Source organism: Pseudoalteromonas sp. J010, assembly GCF_003934235.1.
Taxonomy (GTDB): Bacteria; Pseudomonadota; Gammaproteobacteria; order Enterobacterales; family Alteromonadaceae; genus Pseudoalteromonas; species Pseudoalteromonas peptidolytica.
Window position 1 is genome coordinate 1 of record NZ_RDBW01000043.1, and the last position, 16,268, is coordinate 16,268.

The window sequence follows — 16,268 nt, forward strand, 5'->3', positions numbered from 1 at the left end:
GTACCATGCAGAATCGTGTATGTTTAGCAGTTACTTTGCTCTCGGCAAGAGCTTGCAACACAAGCTCTGCCATCCTTTTTGTAGCCCCCATTACGTTAGTCGGGCGTACAGCTTTATCTGTAGAAATTAACACAAAAGTCTCGACCCCTGCATTTATTGCAGCCTTTGCCGTGTGGTAAGTGCCAAAAACGTTATTACGCACCCCCTCTACTACATTTTGCTCTACCAATGGTACGTGTTTATAAGCGGCTGCATGGTATACGGTTTGAACACCAAACGCCTTCATGCAGGTTTCAATGCGGTTAATACGTTGTACAGAGCCAATCACAGGGACAATTTCAACAGCAACTCTTTTATCTAACGCTAATTGGGCTAACTCTTTTTCAATGTTATATAAGCTAAACTCTGATACCTCAAATAGCACTAACTTTTTTGGCTCGTTTAAGATAATCTGCCTACATAGCTCAGAGCCGATAGAGCCACCAGCTCCTGTTACCATAATGACTTTATTTTTGATATTGGCAGCCATTAACTCTGTTTTTGGTGCCACAGGGTCGCGCCCGAGTAAGTCTTCAATTTCAACTTCTTTAATTTCACTTAACTGCGCTTTACCATCAATAACATCCGCCATGCCTGGCACCGTCATCACTTCCAGTGGCAATTTTTCAAGCTTAGTTAAAATTTCCTTTCGACGAGAGCGAGGTACGCTTGGCAAAGCGAGCAATACTTTATCCACACGTTTTTTATCAATTAAGTTATAGATTTCATCAAAAGCGACCACTGGGATCCCTTGAATAATCGCATTATGCTTACTCTTATCATCATCCAGATACGCGGTTACATAATAGTCTGGCCCAGTTGCTAGCGCTGTAGCTAACTGCCTACCAGCATCCCCTGCTCCATAAATAACTACTGGAGTTTTAGTAAAGGAAGTTAACCTCCAGATGAGCGCGCGTACCAAAATACGTGAACCACCGACAGATAAGATCATTAACCACGCGTAAATAAATGGCATGGTACGAGGAAGGGCGGTATGAGTAAAAAATGATGAAAGAACAAGCACCACGGTACTAATGAGTGTGCCAAGTACCACAGCACCCACCGCATTTGCCCCAACATAACGAAGTACAGCACGGTACAACCCCAGTTTCACAAAAATAACTAAGCTGACTGGCAGTAACATACCAAGTACGAGCCAATTTTTGTAGTTAGCAAGTGGAGCCAAGCTATCTAACCTAACAATAAGCGCCAACCAAAATGCCGTAATAATAAATAAAGAATCTAATACGAGGGTGAGCAGTCGCTTTTGGCTACGAGAAGCACCTAATAAGGCGCGAAACCAACTATCCATTGTGTTCCCTTTTTTTCTAATCCGAACTAAAACCGCATACGAATTACAGCATAGTACATACTGCAGTATACACAAAAAGTAGCAAACATGTTTGGAGGAAATATGAAGCAGCTTTAATTTACAGATAGAGTATTTTCTTAATGTTTACCAACTCTGTCTCCTGAACCACTGCCAGTTACCGTCATTACTATATATTTAAAGTAATTAACCACTGTCAAAGTATCAATCATTTTCCTGTCTGTTGTTGCCAGTAATTCAGGAGTAGACATATCGATCTCACTTACCTGTGCAAGGCCAGTAATGCCAGGGCGGACTGAATAGATGCCCTTAGCTTCTCTTGCATATGTGAGCTCTTCTTGATTATAAAGACCTGGGCGCGGACCTACCAAGCTCATTTCACCTTTTAGTACATTCCAAAGCTGTGGAAGCTCGTCTAGTTTAGTTTTGCGAAGAAAATGCCCAAATGGTGTAATCGAAGAAGAACTCGCAAGGTGGCTTGCCACAGAAGCTGTATCTATTTTCATCGTTCTAAACTTGACTAACGTAAATGGCCTTTGATTTCTACCAACACGCTCTTGAGTAAAAATTGGGGAGCCAGTATCAAAGAGGCCAATAACGTATAAAATAACCAAGAAAGGAAATGCAAATAAAAGGCCAAACAGGGCAAGTAAAAAGTCGAGTAAACGTATCATTAAATATTCCATATCTTAATTTTTAGCTGAAAGTTTGAAACCGTGTTCGATAGAGTAAGGAGGCTTCCAATTTAAAGTGCTCTTAGTGTGAGTGATATCTATTTGCAATGATCCGGTCAATCTATCAACAACTTCTTGCTTCCCAAACAGTCTGCCAACTAGATTAAAGCACCATAAAGGCACAGGAAATGAAAGATTTGGCTTATTTTGTACTCTCGCCATGAGTGACACCAATTCAGCAGTTGATATATCTTTATCATCACTCACTAAGAAAATTTGATTTGCGGCTTTTGGGTGCTCAATACACACTTTGATTAAATCCACTAAGTTATAAACAGATACTAAACTGCGCTTGTTATTTTTAATTGCTCTAAAAGGCAATGGAAGACCTTTACCAACAAGCCTCATTAGTGATGCAAAGTTAGCCTTAACGCCTTCACCATAAACGAGTGGTGGCCTAATGATTACAACCTCCATACCAGTTTGCTTACCCAACTCTAGTAATTTTTCTTCTGCTTCAGCTTTCGAAATACCGTAAGGGTCTTCAGGAGCCGGCATTTCATGAGCAGTGAAAGGTCTTGTAGAAGTTGTACTTTCACCATTCACTTTTATTGAACTAATAAAAATGAAACGCTTCACGCCAACTTGAGCTGATTGTTTTGCTAAATTAAATGTGCCTTCCGTATTAACTGCTCTAAACTCATTCAGCGGATCCTTTGCAAAATCATCCATAATATGAACTCTAGCAGCACAATGTACAACAACTTCAACGCTATTTAATAAATTTAAGTAATCAGTATCCTCAACTATATCTGCGTTATAGTGATTCTCCCCCTGCATACCTGAGCGGCTCAGTAACCTTAAAGAATAGCTATCACTAATTATTTTCGTTAAATTTTTGCCAATAAAACCTGTAGCACCAGTAATTAATACATTAGTCATCGGCTTTGGGTCTCTTTAGAAGCTCCAACAACTTAAAAGGTAACTTTAAAGTTAAGAAAAATAAATTAGTGTAAACCCCATTTTCGCAACATGCTCTCACAATTTCTTTATTCAAAGTCATTGAACTTTTTAGGCCGGAAGTACTTACTCCTCCATCACGCATTCGCACTAAAATTTTACTTATGTGCTTATAACTAACTTTGTTTACGAATAAAAATCTAACAAAAGCTTCATAGTCTGCTGATATTCTATAATTAACTTTATATAAGCCATATTTATCGTAAACAGACTTCTTGATAAATGTTGCGGGGTGAGGTGGCATCCAACCAAATCTCAACTTCCACGGTTTAAAATTCGGCAATGAATAAAAACGAGTTACTTTTTCTAAATTGTCTGACTTAACAAATATAAGATCTCCATGTACAACATCGATTTCTGAATCAAAACAACATACTATTTTAGAAATTACGTCTTCTGATTCATAAAAATCATCAGAGTTTAAAATACCCACAACATCACCAGTAGATTTTTTAATTCCTTTATTCATGGCATCATAGATACCTTTATCAGGCTCACTAACAATAGTAGCTATTCGATCTTGATATTTATCAATTATATCTAACGTTTCATCACTTGAACCACCATCTATCACTATATATTCTATATCTTGATAATTCTGAGACAACACTGATTTTATCGTATCTTCAATAGTTTCTGCGCTGTTATAACAAACTGTAATTATTGAAACTTTCATTTTTTCTAACCATTAATGATACTAAAAGTAGCAACTACTAAGTTTTTAGCAGCCTCTTCAGAGCTCGATTCAGCGTAACAACGTAATTCAGGTGCATTACCCGAAGGCCTTAAATGTACAATATCCCCATTTTCAATTGTTATGCGTAAGCCATCGGTTATATCAACTGTATATTCTAACTCGTAACCTAATTTAGCTAAAAAAGAACTCGCGTCTTCTTCTAACTCAGCAATCAAATCAAGGCTTTTTTCTTTAGAAAAATTTTGTAATCTATCACTTGCCGTAAAGCGGTTTGGTAACTTAGTTACCTGTTTTGATATAGATTCTTCTTCAGCTAATAATAAAATAGCTGGTAGAACAGCGTCTCGTGTAGAAAGAGCTGATAGTTTCTTACCGTTAACCTCTACAGAAGACCCCAAAATATAACCGCCATTCGCTTCAAAACCCGCAATCGAAGAGTATTGTTCGCCTAACTGTTCGAACTCAGCAATAACATAAGGTGAGCCAATCTTTGTGCGCTTAACTTGTTTAAAGTTTTTAGACAGTTCGATTGCTGTGTTACAATTTACAGGTATTGCAAGCGCTTCAATGTTGAGTAACTGGCTGCACAATAAACCTAAGATATCACCTCTTAGCCAATTGCCGTGTTCATCAGCAATTAGTGGACGATCTCCATCACCATCTGTTGAGAAGATAGCATCAAGACTGTACTCTTTTGACCAATTTAATGCTCGTTGTCTGTCTTCATCTGATACTGCCTCTGTGTCAATAGGAACAAACTCATCACTCCGTCCTAAACCGAAAACATCAGCACCAAGCTGTTCAAATAAGGCTTTATAAATATCTCGCCCTGCGCTTGAGTGCTCATAAATACCTATTTTTTTACCTTTTAGAGCATCTGCATTAAATAGTGATAGATAGCGCAGGCTATATGAAGACTTTGCATCTGAATTTTCGTGTAATTCTGATAAATATTGCGGCAGAGCTTTGAATGAAGCATTACTAGCTAAAATAGCTTGCTCATCTGCTTTTGTAATTTCACCATCTGGGCGATAAAACTTAAGCCCATTTCGATCAAATGGAATGTGACTGCCTGTTACCATAATACAAGGTATACCATCTTGTATGGCTTTATAAGCAAGAGCTGGCGTTGGAATAACGCCATAATATACAACCCGTAAATCACGTTGTTTTAATACAGTTGCACACGCCTGAGCTATAGCATAACTACTAGGGCGGTTATCTATCGCAATTGCCACTGTATCAAAGGTAAATGCATTTTCTATAGCTGTAATAAAGGCCATAGCGAAGGCTGCACTCACATCTAGAGTGAAGTCTTCAACAAGCCCACGTGCGCCACTAGTACCAAAAGCAATACCACTTTCTGCGATAACTTCGGCACAAATTAATTTATTTTCCATATAAAGCCTTTTAAAAAGTCGTACAAGGTAGAAATAACAACTGCGGGTTGCAAGCCTAAGGTGACTAACTGTAAATACACACAATCCATAATGACTTACCTAAATAAGTGCAGCTTGCGCCTTTAAACCTCTTTATGAATTATCTTATCTACTCGACCATAGCGGTCTTCAAAACGTACAATATCATCTTCACCTAAATAGGAACCTGACTGCACTTCAATAAGTTCTAAATCTACTTTACCTGGGTTTTCTAGCGCATGAACTGCGGTAATAGGAATGTATACTGACTCATTTTCAGTCACGAACTGCTCAGTGTCATCGATTTGTACTTTTGCAGTACCAGAAACCACAATCCAATGCTCTGCTCTGTGGTGGTGCATTTGCACAGATAACTTTGCACCTGGCTTTACCGTGATACGTTTTACTTGGAAGCGCTCACCGTTATCTACTGAGTCGTATTTACCCCAAGGGCGATATACTTCACGGTGGAATTTCACTTCAGATCGCGCGTCAGCTTTTAACTGGCTAACGATTTGTTTTACCTTTTGAGATTCATCTTTGTGCGCAACTAATACAACATCTTTGGTATTGACGATGACTAAGTCTTCAACACCCACTGTTGTGACTAGCTTGTCTTCACCAAATACTAAAGTGTTTTTTGTATCTACAGATTTAACGTCGCCGATGAAAGCATTACCATTTTCATCTTGAGTCGATACTTCCCACAAAGCTGAAAATCCGCCTACATCGCTCCAGCCGGCATTCATAGGAACCACAACTGCGTCTTGTGTGTGTTCCATTACTGCATAATCAACAGATTCATCTGGGCATGCTTCAAATGCTTCTTTATCTACTCGTACAAAGTCCATGTCATTATTTTGTATTTGTACTGCTTTTTCACATGCTTCATAAATATCTGGGCGAAATGCTTTTAGCTCTTCAAGATAACGACTAGCTTTAAATAAGAACATGCCGCTATTCCAGTAATAGTAACCACTGGCAATATATTCTTGAGCCGTCTCTAGATTCGGCTTTTCGACAAAACTATCAACAACAAAGCCGTTTTCAACTTCAGCACCACGCTTGATATAGCCATAGCCCGTCTCTGGCGTATTGCCGACAATACCAAAGGTCACTAATTTACCTTGCTCTGCCAACAACGTTGCTTTATTTACACTTTCTTGGAAAGCAGCTTGGTTTTCAATGACGTGGTCAGCTGCTAAAACGAGCAATAATGCTTCTTGATTGTTTTCAACTGCTTTAAAAGCTGCTAACGCAATAGCTGGTGCGGTGTTACGACCCACTGGCTCTAAAAAGATACCACTGTGCGCTACGCCTATTTGGCGAACTTGCTCTGCGGCAATAAAGCGGTGCTCTTCATTACAAATTAACATTGCTGGTGCATGTTCAAGACCATTCAATCTTAAAATAGTCTCTTGCAGCATGGTGTATTCACCATGCAACTTTAAAAATTGTTTTGGGTAGTTTCCGCGTGATAATGGCCATAAACGTGTGCCTGAACCGCCTGCCATGATGATTGGAAGTATCATATTCTTTATCCCAGTGCTTTTTGTAATGCTTCAAAGTACAATTTTGTATGCTTATGGACTTTTTTATCTTCTAATAAGCTGTCTATATCGAACCATTGATATTTACCATGTTGAATATCATGCGGTAGGTCATATAGCGGTTTGCTCAACCTCAGGATATAAGCAATGGCGACATAATGTGTGCTAAAACCGTCACCAAAAACATTGTCATCATAAAAATGGTCATAAGGCCCTAAAAGACTCGCTTCTGATAGTGAAAATGCCTCACCAAGCTCTTCTTCAGTTAGCCTTTCAAATGCCTCTGCAAGCGATTCATTTTTTAAAATCCGTCCGCCAGGCACAAACCAATGCCCTTGTGCTGGTTTATTTAGCCGCTCCCCCAAAAGCGCTTGGTTATTTTCATCTAATATAACCAAGTCGATTGAAACAAGTGGCGAGCTTTCTATTACTGTCGAAAACGTATTTTTATCTAGAAACATCCTATGTTCTCTATTATTTTCTAAAATAATCTTGGTTTGCTAAAAACCATTCATATGTATCTTTTAAACCTGCCTCTAAGGAAATGCTATATTCCCACCCAAGTGACTTAAGGCGAGATACGTCCATCAATTTACGCGGCGTGCCGTCAGGCTTAGTCACATCAAATTCTATAGCACCTTCAAAACCAACTACTTTCGCTACTGTCTCAACAAGCTCTCTAATTGAACAATCTACGCCTGTGCCTACATTTATATGACTCAACATCTCCTGTGTATTTGCACTGTATGTTTCTGAATCTAAGTTCATTACATGGATTGAGGCAGCTGCCATGTCGTCTACATGCAAAAACTCTCGCATCGGCTTGCCTGTGCCCCATGCAACCACTTTATCATCACCCGCTAATTTAGCTTCATGAAAACGACGTATAAGTGCTGGAATAACATGTGAGTTTTCTGGATGGAAGTTATCATTTTCACCATACAAATTAGTTGGCATGACAGAGCGGTAATTACGGCCATATTGCCGATTGTAAGATTCGCACAGTTTGATACCTGCAATTTTAGCTATCGCATAAGGCTCATTGGTAGGCTCTAACACCCCAGTTAACAGCGCAGTTTCTGTCATCGGTTGCTCTGCAAATTTAGGGTAGATACAACTTGACCCTAAAAACAGTAAATCATTAACACCAGATAAGTGCGCGCTATGGACGATATTATTTTGAATCGTTAAATTCTCATAAATGAATTCTGCCGGGTAAGTATTGTTAGCAACAATTCCGCCCACTTTTGCCGCAGCAAGATATACTTGGTCTATTTGATGCTCGTCAAAAAATGTACGAACCGCCTGCTGGTCTAACAGGTTTAACTCCGCTCTGCTTTTTGTAATAACCTTAATATCATCAGATTGCTTTAACTTCCTAACAATCGCACTGCCAACCATACCATTATGACCTGCGACAAAAACTGTTTTAGAACTCATTTCTTTATCCATTATAAAACCCAGCATAAGCTGGGTTATCATTTTATTTCTGACTTACTGCTCTGAGATTACTCTACTGAAACACTCACATCATAGCCATGAGATTTCAATAGTGCATGCTGCTTCGCTTTAGCTAAATCGTGTTGAACCATTTCTGCACACATTTCTTCTACAGTAATCTCTGGCTCCCAGCCTAACTTCTCTTTCGCTTTGGTTGGGTCACCTAACAATGTTTCGACTTCTGCTGGACGAAAATAACGCGGATCTACACGTATAATCACATCACCTACTGATAATGCTTTTGCGTTTTCGCCTTCAATCGCAACTACTGTCGCTATTTCATCAACGCCTTCACCACTGAACTCAAGCCTAACACCCAGCTCTTTTGCTGATAAAGACACAAACTCTCTTACTGAGATTTGCTTACCTGTCGCGATTACAAAATCTTCTGGTGTATCTTGCTGGAGCATCATCCACTGCATGCGAACATAATCTTTTGCATGACCCCAGTCACGTAATGCATCCATATTACCTAAATATAAACACTTCTCTAAACCTTGTGAGATATTCGCTAGACCGCGTGTAATTTTACGCGTTACAAACGTTTCACCACGACGAGGCGACTCGTGGTTGAACAAAATGCCGTTACATGCATACATGCCATAAGACTCACGGTAGTTTACCGCAATCCAGTACGCATACATTTTCGCCACAGCGTATGGTGAACGTGGGTGGAAAGGCGTAGTTTCCTTCTGAGGGATCTCTTGTACCTCACCATACAGCTCAGACGTTGAAGCTTGATAGAATTTAGTCTTTTTCTCTAACCCAAGAAAACGGATTGCTTCTAATAGACGTAGAGTACCAATCGCATCTACATCAGCTGTATATTCTGGTGCTTCAAATGATACCGCTACATGACTTTGCGCGCCTAAGTTGTAGACCTCATCAGGTTGTACTTCTTTAAGAATACGAGTTAAGTTTGAAGTATCTGTTAGGTCGCCATAATGAAGGAAAAAATTAGGATTTTCTTCATGTCTGTCTTGATAGATATGATCTACACGCTCTGTGTTAAAACTTGAAGCGCGACGTTTAATACCGTGAACCTCGTAGCCTTTTTCAAGTAGAAACTCTGCTAAGTAAGAGCCATCCTGACCCGTTACACCTGTAATTAGTGCTCTTTTCATCTATGTAATCTCTATCTAAAATTTTCTTTATCTTGAATTTTATCTAATATACGTTCATTGAGCTTCAGAACATCTTGCGAGCTTCTATTGGAAAGCCCTTTATAAGTTGTTGAAAACGGTGAGTAACGATAGCCTATTCCCATTTTCGATAAAAAATTCCTAAATTTAAAAGCAATTTTGAACAACTTACTCAAGCAAAGATAGCTTATCCCAGTGTTGTAAAAGAAAAGCCTAAACAAGTTTTCATAATATGCGACGAAAGCGAAATCGCTTATTTCCCCTCCCCCGCCACCGAAGTGAACAATTTTATCCTCTAAATAAACCTTCTTTACACCTTCTCCAGATGCATCAAGGCGCATGAATAGATCACATTCCTCATGGTAAAAGTAAAATCTTTGGTCAAAACCATTAAAGTCCAAATATAGCTTTCGAGGTAAAAATAAAACACAACCGCTAAAGTACTGATTTTGAAAATCAGTATCAGCGGTAATATTTGTATTTTTTCTACCGATTAATGAGACTAGCTTATGCTTTAACAGGAATAACTCTAAAACTAACTTTAATTTGCTCGGAAAAGAAAAGATATTATTTTGAATAGTTAAATCATTGTTCAAAATCTTTACAGTCCCTATAGCATTATCATCTAATTTTTCATTCTCAAGTAAATGACAAAACTTATCTAAGCATAATGTTTTCGTATCATTATTTAACAAAAAAACCACATCATTACTGGCTTCTTTGGCAAGAAAGTTACACCCTTTTGCAAACCCTATATTGTCATCACCATAATAGAATTTCACAGGCCATTTTGCTTCCCTTTCTATTTCACTAAGAACTGACGTGGAGTTATCTGTCGAATTGTTGTCCAAAACAAGCATTTCGACTTCAAACTTTCTGTTTTTAATTGCCTCAAAGAATGATGATATAGTTTCTTTAATAAACTTATCCCCATTATAATTCACAACTAAAACACTTAACGACAGAGGCATTCGTAACTCCTATTATACTTCTCTAAAATGACGCTCTTGGAAAACATTGATGAATAAAACTCCGAGTCTTGGCTCCTTTTTTCCAAATTTGATTTGAACGTTGAGCCCGTTTCAATAAGCATGTTTTTGCTACAAAACGCAATATCTAGTTCCTTTTGCTTCAAGATCTTCATTACTTCTGTAATCTGAGTATTACAAAGGATGGGAAGCCCATTTACCAAATACTCTTCAGCTTTTGATGAGATCATCGTTTGCATAGTATTGGTATATATATCCGATTGAACCTGTCCTGGTAACACACCTATATCTGCACATGACAGATACTTTGACACTTTTTCAGGTTTGACTGTCAATTGTAAGATATTCTCAATACCAAAGTCCATTAACTGCGTTTTCGTCGAATCAGCACCACCTAAAATCAACACTTTATAGCTACCATTATGCATTTTATGATGAGCAGTAATCGCATCTGCTAAAAGCTTAACATTGTGCCATAACCCGATTGAACCACAGTACACATAAACGACTTCGTCATCCTTTATATTCAGATTTGACCTGACTTCAATTCTATCTGCTTGAGAGAATTTGAATCTGCTTTCATCTACCATTGCAGGGATGAAATCTGAATTATCTATTGATGACTCGACATATTTTGACATCCCCTCGCTTAAAGAAAATACCTTATCGACTTTCTGAAACATCCAAGTTTCTATTCTCTTCCAGATCGAATAGCTAAAACCACCAAACTTCCACCTTTTAATGATCGCACCTTCATCAGGGTAAATCCCTCTGGGATCAGAGATAATCTTTAGATCTCCGATAAATAATTTACAAAAAACAGCAACTAATGTAGACAAGTAATTTCTACAATGCACGACTTTAGTATCTTTTTTAGCCATATGAAAAGCGACAATAGGCACACTGTAAATTAAAAACAAAGGTAGCAAAAAAGGTGTCATGTAAAAGAAATAAGAAGGAAATGGCACCTTCACATCTTTTACTTTTTTTCCTTGTCTTCTAGAAAAAGAAAACTTAACACCTTTTTTGTTCAAGAGAATGGCAGGTGTTAGAAAAAGAAAGCTTACATCATCAATATCAGATATGGGCATAATCTGATTCTCATGTATAGCATTCCCCTCGCTATTTTCCATTATAGTTAGATACAAAATCAACTCTATTTTCCCCACGCTTTAATGAACAATAAACACCAGATAATATATAACCAGAAATAAACAGAAGGTTATTCCCTTGAAAATCACCACTAAAAAAAGAATTAACTAGATGAAATACAAAAATCGCATACAAATATTCAAGCCCAGACATTTTTTTTCGTAGCATTACAAATATGTAAAGCACACATAATACCCCTGCAAATAGTCCTAGCTCGAAAACGATTTCAACAAGCAGGTTATGAGGATAATTTCTTTCATCAACTCCAGTTGTGACGATAGAATAATTCCCAAAACCATAACCAGTCCACGGCTGATTGGCTATATACATTAGCGCTTCGTTATATGCAGTTGTTCTTGCTATAATCGAATATTCTGCACCGCCTATTGATAAACGCCCTCCCACGTAAACCATTAAAAAATAGGAAAAAGCGATTAATATAATCAATATAAAAAAAGTTTTAGCACTGATTACCCTTTTACCAAAACTCAGTAAAAGCGCCACGGCCACAGCAAGAAAAGAACTTCGAGTTCCAGTTTGAATCATTAGATACACGGCAACCAATGTGGTCACCCAAAATAGTAACTTAAATTTACTTGTTGTGGTGAAGAAAAGGACAATCACAAAAACTGCGATATACCTAGAAGTCCAAATAGGGTTGTCAATTCCGTAAAAGGTTATTCTGGATTCACCACCATAGTTTTCGTGAAAACCCAAAACATAGAGTGAAAAAGCCCACCAAACGGAAAAATAGGAGAAGAATTTCAAATATCTTTTCAGATCATTAATTGCTTCTGGAGGACTCAGAGTAACAGAGATATGAATCAAAACTAAAGGTGTAAATACCAAGTAGCATACTAGCACCAATTTATCTTGAGGGTAAGTTCCCATACTTTGCAAAAGGAAGGAGGCTAAAATTATAACAAAAAACAACATTTCTTTAGATAAAGAAAAGTTTCTGTTTAATATAGCTTTATGACCACTTACCAGACCGACAAAAATTAAAGCACTACATAGTAGGTAAGTAAAAAAGCTAATAGGAACTGGGTTGCCTAATATTGCCAAAAATGTCGATATAAAAAATTGTCCAATTAAAAGTAACGAGACATTAAGAGCAAGTAAATTTAATCTCATTTCTGCCCCATTATTTCTTTGTCAATATTTGTGCCCTATCTCTAAGGCAACCATAAAGCCGATAGATCATGGTACTTTCAATACAGCCTATATCTTCAATATATAGGTTTGAATTTCGCAGACCATTTACCAAACGTTTCTTAACAACTTCAATGTTGTGATTCTGCGCGACATAATCAAAACACTGCTTCGCGACAAAGTTATCATTATTTTCTACTTCCTCAAGCAAAGCATGTAACTCTCTGCCACACTCACTATCGACAGGCTTACTGGAAAGAACCTCTCCTAGGCTAAAGTCTTTACTTTCATACAACCATTTAAATTTGTAGTTGTCTGGAACAGCTGTATAAAACGCATCGACAAGCACTGAAGGAATTCCTGCTTTAGCACACTCCAACGCTGACGTCCCCATACAGAATGAAAGTTTTATATCAGACTCAAGGAGCTGTTGTAACTCAGCAGGTTGCAAGCTGCCAATGAACTTTATTGAGGTATTATGGCTATACATGCTTTTAAAACGTTCTAGGTCTTGTCCATCACCAACAATATGAAATTCATGGTTCTTATCTAATGAACTAACTAAAAACTTGTATAGAATATAATCCAAAATTGGAGATTTACAATGCTCTACCCTACCCACCCAAACTAATATTTCCTTCTCAGGTCTATTTGGGCGCTGGCTTTTTTCAAAAGTTGCTGAACATTCCACTGGTATTGGTAATAATCCAGCGCTATCGCACTTGTCAAAAAAATAATGAAATGAGTCTTTATTTGTTCCATCCATAAACATTAAAGCATTCGCGTCGAGCGCTTTCCCGAACGTCTTTTTTAAACTTCTGTGTTGAGAAAGCAACAATGTTTTAACCAGTAGTTTAATCGTTCTTTTACTTAACTTGTTAAAGAAATTAAAACCAGGAAAAGTGCTGATTGTATTGTAAGGGTGGACGTGCCAGAAAAAAACCTTTTCGTTACCTGAAAAGTAGTTTTTTGCTTTTATTATTTCACTTGGAGGAGTGACAATAACGGGATCACTATACTCGCTACTGTCAAATTGTCCTTCACATTTTACAATTCGCGCGAAGCTTTGCACACCTGAATTAGAGTAAAAACCGTTTTCTACATCTACATACACGATGTCAAAGCTATCTTTTAGAGCTTCACCTAGTCGTAAAAACAAAGTCTGTACGCCACCAATATTTTTACTAGGGTAGAAAAAAACAATAGTCATAAAAAATTAGGCCTACTAGCTTTCAAAATTAACATCAAGACTACTTACAAATTCTGTTATAAGAGAAAAACAGAAAGACGATATACAGTAAGTAATTTACTAAATAAGCCAAGTTAACACCATTCACCCCAAAGTCGTGAATAAGCAAATAGGAGAGCAAAACCAAGCTTACACTAAAAAATATCTCTGAGCCTATGTACAACTTAAACTTTTTGTTGGCAATCATTGGATAAGCAAAAAGAAATGACACAATTTTCACTACATCACCGATAAGTTTTATCAAAAAGAATTCGCTTGCATCTGAAAATTCATTAGTAAAGAGTATAGAAATCAATAAGTCACGTGAAACATAAATGCCAACAGCAATGAGTATAACCACTGGAATAATGACCTTTGAAACCATAAAAGCTTCTGTCAAAATTGCTTTCTTCCCTTTTAATGTGGCTAATTTAGGAAGGTAATACGTCGCCATGGCCATAGTAACAACCCCTAAGTAAACCTCAGAGATCTTCCACACAGCTTGCCATTGCCCTGTGACTTCCCACCCCATATTGTCGACGAGTAAATTTCTTATAAAAATAAGAGATACAGGCACAGTTAATGCTGTGGTCAATGCCATAAAAGCAAAGCCAAGCATTACTTTACTAGCTTCCTTATCAATGTTACCAAACCAGTACTTTGCACGAAACCAAGGTTGTCTTAGTGACAAGATGCACATAGTTAAGCCAATTAACGCAGTTTGCATTACAGCAGCAAGTAGAGCTCCGTGTATTTTCCCCTTAATGACAAGGATAAGCATACAAGAAGTACTTACGATTAATGAGCACGCGCCCAAAAAAACATAGCGTTTGTATTGCTGCATACCGTTAGTAACGGAATTTATCGCTGTTCCTACAGCACTAAAGGGCAGTAATAAAACCGCAATAATTACTAAGTATTGATATCCACTTTGTGAAAAAAGCCAGTTAGATATAGAATTGGAAAAAACAATTAATAATGGCACAGAGACCAATAAAAAACCGATAAGCAACCCAAAACTAGCTCTCCACCAAATCGCGCATTCTTCTAGACCATCTTGCTGTTTTTCAGCTGTATAGCGAACAATTCCATTTCCCAATGGGGAATTGGCGATCCCAGTTATTACCGAGACAAAGCCTTGTATTTGCCCTAGCATTGCAATACCAGCAGGACCGGTCTGCACCGCCACAACCTTTGCGACGATAAAACCGGCCAACATTCTACATAACGTTAATAATGCAGTAAGAGACGTTACTTTTAATAGCTTTTTCACGCTTTAAAGCCATTAATAGCACTAACAATAGTTTTAAGATCGTTGGTGCTAAGAGTAGGATCCATTGGTAAACTTAATACTTGCTCATGAATCTTTTCTGTTAATGGCAGGTTGTTGTCAAAACATCCCTCATAAGCAGTTTGCTGATGCGCAGGAATTGGGTAGTGAATAAGTGACTGTACACCACATTCACGTAAGTGTAGCTCTAACGCATTTCTATGGGATGTTTTTATAACAAACAAGTGGAATACATGTTCCTCAGTAGCAGGCCACTTTGGTAAAATGCACAGCTCATTTTGGATATTTTCTAAATAATACTGAGCGACGCTTCTACGACCTTGTGTCTCTTCATCTAGATACGCAAGTTTTACTCTGAGCATTGCAGCCTGTATTTCATCGAGGCGGCTATTTACACCTATGTATTTGTTTTCATACTTTTTGTGCGAACCGTAGTTTCTGAGGGCACGTAATACTTCGGCAAGTTCCGAGTCATTCGTTGTTATCGCACCGGCATCACCCAAAGCGCCAAGGTTTTTCCCGGGGTAGAAACTGAATGCCCCTGCATCTCCCCAATTACCGCATTTCACACTGTTAATTTCTGCGCCATGAGACTGAGCACAATCTTCAAGTACCAATAAGCCATGGTCCTTAGCAATGTCCATTAACTCTTGCATAGGCGAAATCAAGCCATATAAGTGCACTGGTAAAATAGCTTTAGTCTTTGAAGTCATCGCCGCTGCGACGTTTTCTGGACATAGATTAAAGGTTTCCTCATTCGGTTCGACCAATACAGGAACTAAGTTGTTCTCAGATATCGATAGAATGCTCGCAATATATGTATTTGCGGGAACGATAACCTCATCGCCGTCTTTGAGTTTACCTAATTCTTTCCAAGCTCTAATGGTAAGCGTTAAGGCATCCAAACCATTTGCAACACCGATACAATGTTGCACACCACAGTACTGTGCAAATTCACGTTCAAACGCTTCTAGCTCTTTTCCCATTATATACCAACCAGAGTCGATAACTCGTGCACAAGCATCTTTCAAGTCATGGGAATATTTGTTGTTTATTTTTTTTAAATTTAAAAATGGAATCATCTCT

At 38.1% G+C, this 16,268-nt stretch carries 15 protein-coding genes; all 15 read right to left on the reverse strand.

What is annotated here, in order from left to right; all coding sequences use genetic code 11:
* Nucleotides 1-1,351, reverse strand: a 1,351-nt coding sequence (locus EAG18_RS19540) for a polysaccharide biosynthesis protein (RefSeq protein ID WP_148098528.1), incomplete at its 3' end; no start/stop codon positions are given.
* Between the two features lie 137 nt (nucleotides 1,352-1,488).
* The gene (locus EAG18_RS19545; RefSeq protein WP_125254037.1) at nucleotides 1,489-2,043 is read right to left on the reverse strand and encodes a sugar transferase; all 555 of its coding nucleotides are present in this window, start codon (nucleotides 2,041-2,043) and stop codon (nucleotides 1,489-1,491) included.
* Between the two features lie 15 nt (nucleotides 2,044-2,058).
* A complete protein-coding gene (locus EAG18_RS19550; RefSeq protein ID WP_125254038.1) occupies nucleotides 2,059-2,985 on the reverse strand; it encodes an SDR family oxidoreductase in 927 nt (308 codons plus the stop codon).
* On the reverse strand, nucleotides 2,978-3,739 hold the full coding sequence (locus EAG18_RS19555; protein ID WP_125254039.1) for a glycosyltransferase family 2 protein: 762 nt from the start codon (nucleotides 3,737-3,739) through the stop codon (nucleotides 2,978-2,980). The genes EAG18_RS19550 and EAG18_RS19555 overlap by 8 nt, the downstream gene beginning before the upstream one ends.
* 5 nt (nucleotides 3,740-3,744) lie before the next feature.
* Complete coding sequence (locus EAG18_RS19560) at nucleotides 3,745-5,160, reverse strand: phosphomannomutase (RefSeq protein WP_125254040.1); 1,416 nt, start codon at nucleotides 5,158-5,160, stop codon at nucleotides 3,745-3,747.
* Between the two features lie 122 nt (nucleotides 5,161-5,282).
* Nucleotides 5,283-6,710 carry a mannose-1-phosphate guanylyltransferase/mannose-6-phosphate isomerase gene (locus EAG18_RS19565; protein ID WP_125254041.1) on the reverse strand — a complete coding sequence of 476 codons (1,428 nt, stop codon included), beginning with the start codon at nucleotides 6,708-6,710 and terminating at the stop codon, nucleotides 5,283-5,285.
* A gap of 5 nt (nucleotides 6,711-6,715) precedes the next feature.
* Nucleotides 6,716-7,189 carry a GDP-mannose mannosyl hydrolase gene (locus tag EAG18_RS19570; RefSeq protein WP_125254042.1) on the reverse strand — a complete coding sequence of 158 codons (474 nt, stop codon included), beginning with the start codon at nucleotides 7,187-7,189 and terminating at the stop codon, nucleotides 6,716-6,718.
* A gap of 13 nt (nucleotides 7,190-7,202) precedes the next feature.
* Nucleotides 7,203-8,168, reverse strand: coding sequence for a GDP-L-fucose synthase (locus tag EAG18_RS19575; RefSeq protein WP_185745633.1), 966 nt, complete (start codon nucleotides 8,166-8,168; stop codon nucleotides 7,203-7,205).
* A gap of 68 nt (nucleotides 8,169-8,236) precedes the next feature.
* Nucleotides 8,237-9,352 (reverse strand): GDP-mannose 4,6-dehydratase, encoded by a 1,116-nt coding sequence (gmd, locus tag EAG18_RS19580; protein ID WP_125254044.1) that lies wholly within the window; start codon nucleotides 9,350-9,352, stop codon nucleotides 8,237-8,239.
* Between the two features lie 11 nt (nucleotides 9,353-9,363).
* A complete protein-coding gene (locus EAG18_RS19585) occupies nucleotides 9,364-10,341 on the reverse strand; it encodes a glycosyltransferase (RefSeq protein WP_125254045.1) in 978 nt (325 codons plus the stop codon).
* Nucleotides 10,326-11,492: a hypothetical protein gene (locus tag EAG18_RS19590; RefSeq protein ID WP_125254046.1), complete on the reverse strand. Its 1,167-nt coding sequence runs from the start codon at nucleotides 11,490-11,492 to the stop codon at nucleotides 10,326-10,328. The genes EAG18_RS19585 and EAG18_RS19590 overlap by 16 nt, the downstream gene beginning before the upstream one ends.
* Entirely contained in the window at nucleotides 11,482-12,645 is a 1,164-nt protein-coding gene (locus EAG18_RS19595; RefSeq protein ID WP_125254047.1) for an O-antigen ligase family protein, read from the reverse strand. Before EAG18_RS19595 ends, EAG18_RS19590 begins: the two co-directional genes overlap by 11 nt.
* Before the next feature lie 10 nt (nucleotides 12,646-12,655).
* On the reverse strand, nucleotides 12,656-13,873 hold the full coding sequence (locus tag EAG18_RS19600; protein WP_125254048.1) for a glycosyltransferase: 1,218 nt from the start codon (nucleotides 13,871-13,873) through the stop codon (nucleotides 12,656-12,658).
* A gap of 40 nt (nucleotides 13,874-13,913) precedes the next feature.
* On the reverse strand, nucleotides 13,914-15,164 hold the full coding sequence (locus EAG18_RS19605) for an O-antigen translocase (RefSeq protein ID WP_125254049.1): 1,251 nt from the start codon (nucleotides 15,162-15,164) through the stop codon (nucleotides 13,914-13,916).
* Entirely contained in the window at nucleotides 15,161-16,264 is a 1,104-nt protein-coding gene (locus EAG18_RS19610; RefSeq protein WP_125254050.1) for a DegT/DnrJ/EryC1/StrS family aminotransferase, read from the reverse strand. Before EAG18_RS19610 ends, EAG18_RS19605 begins: the two co-directional genes overlap by 4 nt.
* Between the last annotated feature and the right edge of the window lie 4 nt (nucleotides 16,265-16,268).

Excerpts from the sequence above, each read along its gene's own strand:
- EAG18_RS19610 (WP_125254050.1), bottom strand. The coding sequence starts at position 16,264 with ATGATTCCATTTTTAAATTTAAAAAAAATAAACAACAAATATTCCCAT.
- EAG18_RS19590 (WP_125254046.1), bottom strand. The coding sequence starts at position 11,492 with ATGGAAAATAGCGAGGGGAATGCTATACATGAGAATCAGATTATGCCC.
- EAG18_RS19545 (WP_125254037.1), bottom strand. The coding sequence starts at position 2,043 with ATGATACGTTTACTCGACTTTTTACTTGCCCTGTTTGGCCTTTTATTT.
- EAG18_RS19565 (WP_125254041.1), bottom strand. The coding sequence starts at position 6,710 with ATGATACTTCCAATCATCATGGCAGGCGGTTCAGGCACACGTTTATGG.
- EAG18_RS19595 (WP_125254047.1), bottom strand. The coding sequence starts at position 12,645 with ATGAGATTAAATTTACTTGCTCTTAATGTCTCGTTACTTTTAATTGGA.
- EAG18_RS19575 (WP_185745633.1), bottom strand. The coding sequence starts at position 8,168 with ATGAGTTCTAAAACAGTTTTTGTCGCAGGTCATAATGGTATGGTTGGC.
- EAG18_RS19550 (WP_125254038.1), bottom strand. The coding sequence starts at position 2,985 with ATGACTAATGTATTAATTACTGGTGCTACAGGTTTTATTGGCAAAAAT.
- EAG18_RS19585 (WP_125254045.1), bottom strand. The coding sequence starts at position 10,341 with ATGCCTCTGTCGTTAAGTGTTTTAGTTGTGAATTATAATGGGGATAAG.
- EAG18_RS19555 (WP_125254039.1), bottom strand. The coding sequence starts at position 3,739 with ATGAAAGTTTCAATAATTACAGTTTGTTATAACAGCGCAGAAACTATT.
- EAG18_RS19560 (WP_125254040.1), bottom strand. The coding sequence starts at position 5,160 with ATGGAAAATAAATTAATTTGTGCCGAAGTTATCGCAGAAAGTGGTATT.
- gmd (WP_125254044.1), bottom strand. The coding sequence starts at position 9,352 with ATGAAAAGAGCACTAATTACAGGTGTAACGGGTCAGGATGGCTCTTAC.
- EAG18_RS19600 (WP_125254048.1), bottom strand. The coding sequence starts at position 13,873 with ATGACTATTGTTTTTTTCTACCCTAGTAAAAATATTGGTGGCGTACAG.
- EAG18_RS19570 (WP_125254042.1), bottom strand. The coding sequence starts at position 7,189 with ATGTTTCTAGATAAAAATACGTTTTCGACAGTAATAGAAAGCTCGCCA.